Source organism: Okeania sp. SIO3B5 (assembly GCF_010692555.1).
In the GTDB taxonomy this organism is placed as follows: Bacteria; Cyanobacteriota; Cyanobacteriia; order Cyanobacteriales; family Microcoleaceae; genus Okeania.
This window is the reverse complement of sequence record NZ_JAAHHG010000322.1, coordinates 1-11434: the sequence shown is the minus strand read 5'-3', so window position 1 is coordinate 11434 and position 11434 is coordinate 1. Positions and strand designations below refer to the sequence as shown.

General features: G+C 35.0%; 11 protein-coding genes. 10 read left to right on the top strand and 1 reads right to left on the bottom strand.

What is annotated here, in order from left to right:
- Positions 1 to 7: 7 nt before the first annotated feature.
- The 5 genes from F6K54_RS30195 to F6K54_RS30175 all read left to right on the top strand — a co-directional run bounded on the left by F6K54_RS30195 (position 8) and on the right by F6K54_RS30175 (position 1258).
- Entirely contained in the window at positions 8 to 112 is a 105-nt protein-coding gene (locus F6K54_RS30195; protein ID WP_366558014.1) for a helix-turn-helix domain-containing protein, read from the top strand.
- Entirely contained in the window at positions 100 to 294 is a 195-nt protein-coding gene (locus F6K54_RS30190; protein ID WP_293086121.1) for a hypothetical protein, read from the top strand. The genes F6K54_RS30195 and F6K54_RS30190 overlap by 13 nt, the downstream gene beginning before the upstream one ends.
- Before the next feature lie 258 nt (positions 295 to 552).
- Positions 553 to 825, top strand: coding sequence for a transposase (locus F6K54_RS30185; protein ID WP_293086119.1), 273 nt, complete (start codon positions 553 to 555; stop codon positions 823 to 825).
- Between the two features lie 65 nt (positions 826 to 890).
- Positions 891 to 1013, top strand: a complete 123-nt coding sequence (locus F6K54_RS30180) for a hypothetical protein (protein WP_293086117.1) — start codon at positions 891 to 893, stop codon at positions 1011 to 1013.
- Positions 1014 to 1108: 95 nt separating this feature from the next.
- Positions 1109 to 1258, top strand: coding sequence for a hypothetical protein (locus tag F6K54_RS30175; protein WP_293086115.1), 150 nt, complete (start codon positions 1109 to 1111; stop codon positions 1256 to 1258).
- A 78-nt stretch (positions 1259 to 1336) separates the two neighbouring features.
- Here the strand turns inward: F6K54_RS30175 and purF are convergent, their stop codons facing one another.
- The gene (gene purF / locus F6K54_RS30170) at positions 1337 to 2818 is read right to left on the bottom strand and encodes an amidophosphoribosyltransferase (protein WP_293086113.1); all 1482 of its coding nucleotides are present in this window, start codon (positions 2816 to 2818) and stop codon (positions 1337 to 1339) included.
- 871 nt (positions 2819 to 3689) lie between these two features.
- Between purF and F6K54_RS43260 the strand changes: the two genes are divergently transcribed.
- The 5 genes from F6K54_RS43260 (at position 3690) to F6K54_RS30150 (ending at position 11195) form a co-directional block, all read left to right on the top strand.
- A complete protein-coding gene (locus tag F6K54_RS43260; RefSeq protein ID WP_366558273.1) occupies positions 3690 to 3800 on the top strand; it encodes a hypothetical protein in 111 nt (36 codons plus the stop codon).
- 488 nt (positions 3801 to 4288) lie between these two features.
- Positions 4289 to 4825 carry a cyclic nucleotide-binding domain-containing protein gene (locus F6K54_RS30165; protein WP_293086110.1) on the top strand — a complete coding sequence of 179 codons (537 nt, stop codon included), beginning with the start codon at positions 4289 to 4291 and terminating at the stop codon, positions 4823 to 4825.
- A gap of 612 nt (positions 4826 to 5437) precedes the next feature.
- Positions 5438 to 6550, top strand: coding sequence for a bifunctional diaminohydroxyphosphoribosylaminopyrimidine deaminase/5-amino-6-(5-phosphoribosylamino)uracil reductase RibD (ribD, locus tag F6K54_RS30160; RefSeq protein ID WP_293086107.1), 1113 nt, complete (start codon positions 5438 to 5440; stop codon positions 6548 to 6550).
- 1652 nt (positions 6551 to 8202) lie between these two features.
- Positions 8203 to 9843, top strand: coding sequence for an AAA-like domain-containing protein (locus F6K54_RS30155; protein WP_293086105.1), 1641 nt, complete (start codon positions 8203 to 8205; stop codon positions 9841 to 9843).
- A gap of 497 nt (positions 9844 to 10340) precedes the next feature.
- Entirely contained in the window at positions 10341 to 11195 is an 855-nt protein-coding gene (locus F6K54_RS30150) for a DUF6816 family protein (protein WP_293086102.1), read from the top strand.
- Positions 11196 to 11434 lie beyond the last annotated feature (239 nt).

Sequence of the window (11434 nt, the reverse complement as noted above, 5' to 3'; positions counted from 1 at the left end):
TAGTTTGATGCGTCAAGTTATGAAAGCTAGATTTAAGTACCGTATATATCCAACCCCGGGACAAAAATACCGAGAGCGCCAAGCTATTTGGCTGTGTCCGTGTGGCGAGTGAATGATAGTCTAGCTTTCTGCCAAAATAGGTATAAATCAGGAGAAAAGAAATCTACTAATCCAGAACTACAAAAGCTTTTTATTACTCAAGCTAAAAAGACTGAATGCAGAGAATGGTTGTCAGAGGTTTCTAATATACCATTGCAGCAATCTTTGAATGATTTAAATCAGGCGTTGCTCTAACTTTTTTAAATCAACTCAAGGCAAGAGAAAAGGTAAACCTGTTAAACCTCCAGATTGCTTCGTTCCTCGCAACGCTCCGCGATTTAAAAGTAGAAAGTCAAAGCAAACTGCGAGGTTTACACTCGTGAGGATTTAAAGTTGGTCAACACAAAATTTATTTAGCCAAGATTGGAAAGCTGAAAATTGTATCGCCTGTGAGAATTACCTACTGCTCCATCATCAGTAACAGTAATCAAAGATTCCGCTCATAGATATTTCTTGAGTTTTGTAGTAGAAATACAACCAGAAATCTTACCTAAAACTGATAATTCAGTAGGTATAGATTTAGGTATTAAAACTTTTGCTACATTTAGTGATGGTACAAAGGTTGATGCTCCTAAGCCACTAAAGAAACGAATTAAGAAGTTAAGAAAGTTAAGTAAGTCTTTATCTCATAAAACTAAAGGGTCTAAAAGGTATGAAAAAGCAAGGATTAGAGTTGCTAAGTTCCATGGCAAACTGAAAGATACGCTTGACAGATTTTCTACATAAATTATCTACTGAAATAATTCGTGAAAACCAAACAGTTGTTTTAGAAGTATAACAACGTTTCTGGTATGGTTAAAAACCGTAAATTATCCAGAGCTATATCCGATTTAGGATGGAGAACCTTCAGAACATTTTTAGATGGAATTGCTGAAAAATATGGTCGCGATTTCAGAGTAATTAGTCGCCCTTGAACCCACATCTCAAACTTGCTCTAGCTGTGGATTCAAAGGTGGAAAGTTAGACCTTCAAGTGCGAGAATGGGAGTGTCTCAACTGTGGTGCAAAACATGTTCTTAGACGAGAATGCAGCGATAAATATATTAGTCGCGGGCGGGCAGTCCGAGACACTAAACGGACGTGGAGGCAAGCGTAAGACTACTGCAAAAGTAGCAGCAGCCTGTGAGGCGTCAACCCGCCGAGGGGCTTCGGCTCGGTAGGAATCCCCGTGCCTTCAGGCCGGGGAGGATGTCAAATAATACTATTTAAACTTGAACTGGATTTTCTAGCATTAATTTTTAAACTTGAACTGGATTTTCTAGCATTAATTTTGAACGCTTCAATTTATCTGGCAAAGGAATAGGATAATCACCAGTAAAACAGGCAGAACAAAAAGTATTAGGATCTTCATCTGTTGCTGTTAACATTCCCTGCCAACTCAAGTATGCGAGAGAGTCAACCCCTATTTGTTCAGCAATTTCTGCAACTGATTTTGTGGCTCCAATTAATTGCTCCTGGTTATCTGTATCAATGCCATAAAAACAGGGATGAGTTACTGGTGGAGAAGAAATTCTCATGTGAACTTCTGTTGCGCCAGAATCTCGCAAAGCTTTAACGATTTTTTTACTGGTGTTGCCACGCACAATGGAATCGTCAACTATAATCACTCGCTTACCTTCTAATACATCTCTGAGAGGGTTAAGTTTCATTCGGATACCTGATTCTCTCATGTGTTGAGTTGGCTGAATAAAGGTACGACCAACATAGCGATTTTTAATTAATCCCTCAGCATAGGGAATACCTGATTCTTGAGAAAAACCTATAGCTGCTGGAATACCAGAATCAGGAACGCCTATTACCATATCTGCCTCTGTTAAAGATTCTCTTGCTAACTGGCGTCCTATTTTTAGTCTGTAGCTGTATAAACTACCACCTTCCATAATGCTATCAGGGCGGGCAAAATAAATCATTTCAAAAATACATAGCTTCCTTTGTGGTTTCTGATTCCAGTGGAAGGAAGCCATACCTTCTTCTGTAATCCAAACTAACTCTCCAGGTTCAACATCTCGGAGATATTCTGCTCCAATAATATCTAAAGCACAGGTTTCTGAGGCGAGGACATATCTTTTTGGCTTGATATCTTCTAAAGTACCAATCACAAGGGGCCGTATACCATGGGGGTCTCGTACTCCCATTAGACCTTCTGGAGTACCAATGGTTAAACTGAAAGCTCCTTTACATAAATGAAAAGCACTAATAGCAGCTTCTAGCCAGCTTTTACCAGTTTTAACTTCTGTGGCGATCGCTAATGCAATCATTTCTGAATCTGTGGTGCTTTTAAAGTTACATCCACGGTTGATTAGTTCTTTTTTTAATAGTTGTGTATTGACAAGATTACCATTATGTGCTATAGCCAAAGGCCCAAGAGAAGTCTCAACAAGAGCAGGTTGAGCATTAATAATCTGGCTAGATCCTGTAGTGGAATAACGAGTATGACCAATTCCTATATTACCAGGCAACTGTTGTAAGATGGACTCATTAAATACTTGAGATACTAGCCCCATTCCTTTATGTATGTAAACTTTATCATCTTGAAAAGTAGCAATTCCTGCAGATTCTTGACCTCGATGCTGTAATGCATACAAGCCAAAATAGGTGAGTTTAGTTACATCTTCTTCTGGGGCGTAAATTCCGAAAACACCACAAGCTTCTTCTGGTTTATCTATCTCAAGATAATTTTCTAAATGTTTGTCGGTAGTTGAAGGGTAATTGTAAGTCATGGTTATATTTTTACTCCTTATCAGGATTATTAGCTTTTATAACTCTTTTCAAAGTGATAAATTATTTGGTCTATGGATAGACTAGGAAAAAGTTAAACTCATCTTAAACTATAGTAACTAACTTTGTGAACTATTGTTAAATAAATAGTTAAAATATTAAGCTCATCAGAGCGATCGATAAACTTATCAAGCCCTTCGATTTACAAAATTAATAGTGTGGCTACGCGGAAGTTAAAAGTCATGCATTTAAAAGCGAGTGCTAATTGGTGAGGTTTCCTCAGAGTTACGCACTCAAGACAGTCAATCATTTTTGATTTGTAATTGTTTTGGGATTTTGTAACTATTCAGTAATGCTTACAGGGAGAAAAAAGAAGAAAAATAATGATAGAGATGAGTTCAACAATTAATAATTAATAATTAATAATTATCTCTTCTTATAGAACCTGTTTAGTATCTCTAAAAATTTAGGCGATCTTCGGAGCTTTGCGTCAGCAATCGCTAGTATACTTGACTTAAGCATATATCTTTAATCCTCAAAAGAAATCTCCAATCATTAAAAATAAAATCAATTATCGTAGGGCGTGTCATCAATTATTTCCCCTCCTGGGAGGGGCGAGGGGTGGGTTCCCTACTCCCTACTCCCTCTTTTCTGGAGAGAGCTAAAAGATACGATCAGGGGTTCTATAAAGAATGAGGATTGGCTAAAAGGATTTTTTTTCTTTTATTGGTCGATTGGATAGGCTTTATACCTTAATTTTTTGGTAAGAAATATTAAGATCGGCCTTTATAGTAGGCATAAAATTCCAAATTCATTTTTATATAGCAATATGATTTTATTTGTGAGATATTGGAGACTTTTAGGGAATAGGGAATAGGGAACACCGGAGCTGGGAACACCGGAGCTGGGAACACCGGAGCTGGGAACACCGGAGCTGGGAACACCGGAGCTGGGAAAAAGAAAAAAACGAATATATATGAATAAGATAACTGCCATATTTTATGCTTTATATGATTTTATTTGTGAGATATTGGAGACTTTTAGGGAATAGGGAACAGGGAACACCGGAGCTGGGAACACCGGAGCTGGGAACACCGGAGCTGGGAAAAAGAAAAAAACGAATATATATGAATAAGATAACTGCCATATTTTATACTTTATATGATTTTATTTGTGAGAGATTGGAGACTTTTAGGGAATAGGGAACAGGGAGCACCGGAGCTGGGAACAGGGAAAAAGAAAAAAACGAATATATATGAATAAGATAACTGCCATATTTTATACTTTAAAGGAATACCTCAATTCTCACCTCTGATTCCTGGTTGCTATAGTATTATTTTTGATCGTTGGTATTAATGTTGCTAAAATCTGTATAGTAAGAATAAATCGCCGTTTCAGGTTTAATGTATTATGTCCAGTTAAATACTTAAGTTAAGTCATTTAGAAATAATGTATTATTAAACAAATATCCTATGAGTAAAGTGTTAGCTATTTTAGGGGAATTAAGCAATCGTGACATTGATTGGATGATTGCTAATGGTAGTAAGGAAAAGATTACTACTAACACTATATTAATCCATGAAGGTCAACCAATTGATGCTCTTTATATTGTACTTGATGGCACAATGAAAGCTTATGTAGCTAGTGTGGGAAATCAAGAAATAGGCATTATTACTTCTGGTGAAATTTTGGGAGAGATGTCTTTTGTAGATGGTCGATTACCATCTGCTACTGTAAAGGCGATAGAAAATACTTTAATTCTGTCTATCCCTAAACAAAAATTAAATGAAAAGTTAGAGCAAGACGTATTATTTTCTCTCAGATTTTATCGAGCAATTACTAAGTTTTTATCGACTCGATTACGAGGTACTGTAACTCGCTTTAGCGAACATCAAAATTTGCTTTATCAAGATACTTATAAGAATGATAATACTGAAAAATTAACAGACAATAGTACAGTAGCTAAGTCTAGATTTGAAGCATTAATGGAGCGTCTTAAGAGTAGTTAAAGAAGCACCTCAGCAGTCAGTTTTTCCTGCGGAATGCTGCGCAAATAGCAATCAGCAGATTTTTTTTGAGACACCCTCGTTTATAGAGCATTCCGGAACGGAATATGAAATCAACAATTTAATCTCCCTATTGCCTATTGCCTATTGCCTATTCCCTGACTTTTGCAAGAAGTCTATTTAGGGCTTGCTGATTAACTATCAAAGTATTTACATATAAAAGTTTCAGCTTTATTAGGTTGAAAAAAAGTACCATATTTTCGGCTAAGAAAGCTCAAAAAGTTAGTATTTGTGTAAGAGTTGGGCAGAAAAATTAAGGGATAATTCTTACCGAATTATTAATTATTAATTATTAATTATTAAACAATTCTGGTTTAAAGCCTCCCCTTTTAAGGGGAAAAAAAGAAATAATATTTCCTTATGTTCAATCCTCTCGGTTTTAAACAGAGGTAATTATCAATTATCCATTATCCATTATCAATTAATGAATCCTACCTCCTCGCTCATTCCCTATTCCTCCTGTCTCCTGTCTCCTGTCTCCTGTCTCCTACCCCTACTAAAAGACTTTTTCAGCAAACCCTATTTAATTTGTACTTTGAAGCTAAAAATTTGAAGATGTCAGAATTAGATCGAAGTGAAAATCAAAAAAAATTTGACCGGGTAATCATGGGTTATTGTCTAGAACTGGCCCAACGTGCTTTAGGTAAAACTGCCCCTAATCCCATGGTAGGTTGTGCGATCGCTCAAAATGGCCAAATTGTGGGAACAGGGTTTCATCCTGGTGCAGGTCATCCTCATGCAGAAGTTTTTGCTCTCAAGGAGGCGGGTGAAAAAGCAAAAGGAGCGACTGTCTATGTGAGTTTAGAACCATGTAATCACTATGGACGCACGCCACCTTGTACGGAAGCTTTAATTGCAGCAGGTGTGGCAAAGGTTGTGGTTGGAATGATCGATCCGAACCCTTTAGTTGCAGGTAGTGGTATCGCCAAATTACGAGAAGCGGGTATTCAAGTGGTGGTTGGAGTGTTAGAAGCTGAATGTCGTCAACTAAATGAAGCTTTTATTCACCGAATACTCCACCAAAAACCTTTTGGAATTTTGAAATATGCCATGACTCTTGATGGCAAAATTGCTACTACTACAGGCCATAGTGCATGGGTGACATCACCCGCAGCGCGGAGTGAAGTACATAAGTTACGGGTTGCTTGTGATGCGGTGATTATTGGAGGGAATACGGTGCGTCGAGATAATCCACTTTTGACGAGTCGCAGCAGTCAGATGGATAATCCTTTGCGGGTGGTTATGAGTCGCTGTCTAGATTTACCTAGAGAGGCTAATTTATGGGATGTGGATGAAGCTAATACTTTAGTGTTTACAGAAGTAGGGTCTAATCAAGAATTTCAGCAATATTTGAGGCAAAAAGGGGTTGAAGTAATAGAAGTTTCATCATTGACTCCGGTAAAGGTCATGGAAAATCTCTATAATCGTGGCTTTCTTTCTGTACTTTGGGAATGTGGGGGCACTTTGGCTGCAAGGGCGATCGCTGATGGTGCGGTGCAGAAAATATGGACTTTTATTGCTCCTAAAATTATTGGTGGGCAAGGAGCACCTTCCCCTGTGGGAGATTTAGGATTAATTAAGATGACGGAAGCTATTGAGTTAGAAAATGTTAGTATCCGTGCTGTTGGTTGTGACTATTTATTGACAGGTTATATTTTGTTAGATTAAATCGTAATAGACATCTTCAGAAAAGAGGGAGTAGGGAGTAGGGAGTAGGGAGTAGGCAGTAGGGGGAAAGAATTGATAATTTCTTTACGATAGTTGATTTGATTTTTTATTATTGGAGATGTCTAAATTCTGAAAAGAGGGAGTAGGGAGTAGGGAGTAGGCAGTAGGGGGAAAGAATTGATAATTTCTTTACGATAGTTGATTTGATTTTTTATTATTGAAGATGTCTAAATTCAGAAAAGAGGGAGTAGGGAGTAGGGAGTAGGCAGTAGGGGGGGAAAGAATTGATAATTTCTTTACGATAGTTGATTTGATTTTTTATTATTGAAGATGTCTAAATTCAGAAAAGAGGGAGTAGGGAGTAGGGAGTAGGCAGTAGGGGGAAAGAATTGATAATTTCTTTACGATAGTTGATTTGATTTTTTATTATTGAAGATGTCTAAATTCTGAAAAGAGGGAGTAGGGAGTAGGGAGTAGGCAGTAGGGGGAAAGAATTGATAATTTCTTTACGATAGTTGATTTGATTTTTTATTATTGAAGATGTCTAAATTCTGAAAAGAGGGAGTAGGGAGTAGGGAGTAGGCAGTAGGGGGAAAGAATTGATAATTTCTTTACGATAGTTGATTTGATTTTTTATTATTGAAGATGTCTAAATTCTGAAAAGAGGGAGTAGGGAGTAGGGAGTAGGGAGTAGGCAGTAGGGGGAAAGAATTGATAATTTCTTTACGATAGTTGATTTGATTTTTTATTATTGGAGATGTCTAAATTCTGAAAAGAGGGAGTAGGGAGTAGGCAGCAGGCAGTAGGGGGAAAGAATTGATAATTTCTTTACGATAGTTGATTTGATTTTTTATTATTGAAGATGTCTAAATTCAGAATTATGAGTAGTTTATACCAATTCTCAAAAACTTTGCTATACTTGGATTTTCTATTTATAAATACTATTTATTGCCTTAATTTGATTGTTAACTAACCTCTGTGATTTTTCCAGTTATTTTTACCACCTTCCAAACGTAGCATTACTTTTGAGAAATGGTATTATTTGTAACTGTTCAACCGGACATGATATAAATTATCAATTTTCCGGTAGTAGTTGGTATTATTATGTATTTCTTAATAAAGAAAGATATTGAACTAAATTGAGAATGTAAATACGAAATAAAATAATATTATTTTTATACAAATAAAATTGTAAGCATTCAGTTATTAGTTGTCAGCTAGCCTCCTGCGGAGGAACTGCGGACTTCAGCAACAAGACTCTCTCATATAGGATAGTGTTTAAATTAAAATAGACTTTAATGGCAAGAGAGCCAACTTTTGTAGTAAGAGAATTAATAAAGCTTTGATCGTCAACTGTTTGCGCAGCATTCCCGAGGAAATGCTTACATAAAATTAGCCTTATATTTGGAATTGGTAGAGAATATCCATATAATTTAGGAGCTAGAAAACAAGGGTGGGAATTACGAAAATTTCATCTATTTTTGAATTTTTCACTATTTATTTTAAATTGCTATATCTGAATATAAATCAGGGCAGTTTTTAGTAATATAGAATACTCAGTAAAAACTATAATTCTTGTAGATACCTTATATAGAACTGTAGTCTAATAAAGCTAAAACTGCTATAAATGTATACACAATCTTTTAAATCTGATGACATATATTCCTCACTCAGAAAGTATAGATCCCAGGCCAGATAGTCCAGGAACACCCATAGCACTTAACTCCAGATTTTATATCGAGCGATCGCCTTACGAAGAACGTGCATATCAAGAAATTGCTACTCCAGGTAGTTTGATTAGGATTAGAGGGCCGAGACAAGTGGGAAAAACTTCTTTCCTACTACGATTGATTAACTACACTAAAACTTTAGATTACCGAGTCATAACTATAGATTTTTTAGAGACTGATGCAGCAGTTTTTGAGAGTACAGAAAAATTTTTACGTTGGTTTTGTATTAGCCTTACTAGACAGCTAAAATCTACTTCTAATATAGATGATTATTGGGACGCGGATATAGGATATAAGGTTTGTTGTACGATTTTTTTTGAAGAATTATTACATGAAATTGATACTCCTGTAGTGTTGATTTTCAAAGAAGTTAATTACGTTTTTAAATATACTAAAATTACTCAAGATTTTTTACCATTATTACGATTTTGGCATGAACAAGCTCGGATAGTAGAAATTTGGCAAAAACTACGATTAGTGTTAGTTCATACTACTGAAATATATGTTTCATTAAGTGTGAATCAATCGCCATTTAATCTTGGTTTAGCCATTAAATTATCTGAATTTACACTAGAACAAGTTAAAGATTTTGCTCAACGTTATAAACTGAATTTGCAAGAAGAACAAATACAAGAATTGATGAATTTAGTAGGCGGACATCCCTATTTAGTACATTTAGCTTTAGATAATTTATATCATCACAATTTAACTTTTGAAGAATTATTAAGAGATGCTCCTACTCAGAGAGGAATTTATAGTGATTATTTACGCAGTTTATGGATGGTATTGCAAAAACAACCAAAACTGGCAGCTATATTTACACAGCTAATTACAGAGACAACTAATATTCAATTGGAACCGATGATTACTTATCAACTAGAAAATTTAGGATTAGTCAAAATAGATGGAAATATTTGTGTTCCTTGCTGTAAGTTATATTCTCTCTATTTTCAAGGGCAAAAACTAGGGGATACAAGCGATAAAACTGTGGCAGAAAAAACCAAAAATCAAGACGATAGACATCCACAAATTTTTACAAATATTAATTCTGTAAAAATGAGTAATCATGATTTTTTTAACTTCTTTACTAAGATTGAATGGGATAATATAGTTGCTGAAAATTATCCTATTGCTTTGATTTTAGGTGGAATAGATAATTATACAGTTTATCAAAATCAATATGGAACTAGATTTAGTCAGAATTGTTTACAAATTATATCAAAAAAAATTTCTCTAATTTTACAGGATATTAAAAATGTACATTCCCACAAAGAAAACGAACATTTTATAATAATTTGCCCGAAAAAAGATGGTGGAAAAGCAATAGAAATTGCTGAAATGATTATCTGGGAAATCAAAGAATTGATTTTATCTCCTGACAGAGATATGTTGACTAATTTACCTAATTCTATAGTAACTATGAGTATAGGAATTGCTTGTACAATTCCTAGCGAAAATGAAGCTAGTAGTCTGTTTTTAGCAGCAGAAGAAGCCTTATTTGAATCTCAAGAACAAGGAGATTGTGTTACTTTAAGTTCATTTTTAAATTATCAAGATACTTGAGTATAATTATTAGGTAGTATAAGTAGGTTGGTATTGAAAATTATCGTTATGAAAAGGCAGGAGGCAGAGGGCAGAAGGCAGAAGGGAAGAGAGTTTTTGACAAATTTACTTTTCGTTACTAACTTGCTGTTTTTTTGCACCGTTCTACTTAAAAAAAAGAATATTACGAATAATAAGCGCCATAAAAAGACTTTATATAAAAGTCTATTTGAGGAAAAAAATAATTTACAACATCAAAAATGGTATTAAATCTATTCCCATACGACTCCTGAATTATGACTCCTGACTCCTAAAAAATATCCTAGCTATTTGTAGCAAATATTTATCAATTTGGTATAAATGGTACACTATTGCAGGATGGCGGAAATAACTAACTATAAAAAAGTTTTAAAAGCTTGTACAATAACCTTTCTTCCCTTCTGCCTTCTGCCTTCTGCCTCCTGCCTTCTGCCTTTTTCCACTAGGAAATTATTAAAAAAATAATCTCGACTATAATAATGCAAAAATCTAGAAAAAATCATCAAAATTTCTGGCAAGTAATTTGGAGTTTATCTTTAATTACAATTATTTTGCTTCAAGCTAATAATGCAATAGCAGGAACACTTACTTCCAGAATTAACGATTTTCCTAACTGGGAAAATAAACCATCAATTAGCATTGCTAAAGAAGACTTAATTTATCCAGACTGGATGGCAGGAAGTTGGAATGTTAAAAGCACTTTAATAGATATGGTTGCACCATTGGCTCCAGAAATTGTTACGCCAGGTTTTGAAAATAATCGTAAGTATTTGCATCAATCAGTAAATTTTCAAGTTAGATTTATTAAGTTCGAGCCAAACTTGAATATCGAAGAAATATCCCAACAAAAATTAATTAATTTGCCTATATATTGGTCTACTGAAAAATCATACTTACCTCCAGAAGCAGTTATTGCAGATCGAGAATTTAACGGATTAAATATTGGCAAAGCACTTTTGGGCGACGATGCAATTTTATCTGTAAAAATTGACCAAAATAATCCTAATCGTCAGACAACTATTTTGCGAGATAATCTGGAGTTAGTTTCAGTTATTACTGGTAGGGCAAGGGAACAATTAAACTCAGATAATTTTATTACCTGCGAAATAACTCAGCAACTATTTCAGGGTGAGACTATGATTTACTTAAATGAGGTAGAAACAACTACAGATTATCATCACATTATCGATGAAAATCAAGGAGAAATAATTGAGGCAAATCAGATAACTGCTATTTATTTATCACCTCAAGACCCTGATTATTTTGTGGCAGGTAATCATCCCGTAGCTTTGTATCGTTATCAGTTAGAATTATTGCCTTTCGTAGAAGAATAATATCATGTCCGCTTGAATACTTATAAGAGTAGGGAGTAGGGAGTAATGAGCGGGAATAATAGGGATATTTGCCCTGTGTAAGAAGATAGGTTTTTCATCACTAATTAGGGCTTGCTGAATAAATATCAAAGCTTTTACATATAAAGGTTTTAGCCTTTTTAGATCTTGAAAAAGTATGTGGTTTTCAGCTCTTTATGCTCAAAAAGTTAGGATTTTGGGCGCATAGTTCGGCAAAAAAA

What these genes read in the sequence shown, in the direction of transcription:
- F6K54_RS30155 (WP_293086105.1), top strand. Translation starts at nt 8,203, where the DNA reads ATGACATATATTCCTCACTCAGAAAGTATAGATCCCAGGCCAGATAGT.
- F6K54_RS30150 (WP_293086102.1), top strand. Translation starts at nt 10,341, where the DNA reads ATGCAAAAATCTAGAAAAAATCATCAAAATTTCTGGCAAGTAATTTGG.
- purF (WP_293086113.1), bottom strand. Translation starts at nt 2,818, where the DNA reads ATGACTTACAATTACCCTTCAACTACCGACAAACATTTAGAAAATTAT.
- ribD (WP_293086107.1), top strand. Translation starts at nt 5,438, where the DNA reads ATGTCAGAATTAGATCGAAGTGAAAATCAAAAAAAATTTGACCGGGTA.
- F6K54_RS30175 (WP_293086115.1), top strand. Translation starts at nt 1,109, where the DNA reads ATGTTCTTAGACGAGAATGCAGCGATAAATATATTAGTCGCGGGCGGG.
- F6K54_RS30195 (WP_366558014.1), top strand. Translation starts at nt 8, where the DNA reads ATGCGTCAAGTTATGAAAGCTAGATTTAAGTACCGTATATATCCAACC.
- F6K54_RS30165 (WP_293086110.1), top strand. Translation starts at nt 4,289, where the DNA reads ATGAGTAAAGTGTTAGCTATTTTAGGGGAATTAAGCAATCGTGACATT.
- F6K54_RS30180 (WP_293086117.1), top strand. Translation starts at nt 891, where the DNA reads ATGGTTAAAAACCGTAAATTATCCAGAGCTATATCCGATTTAGGATGG.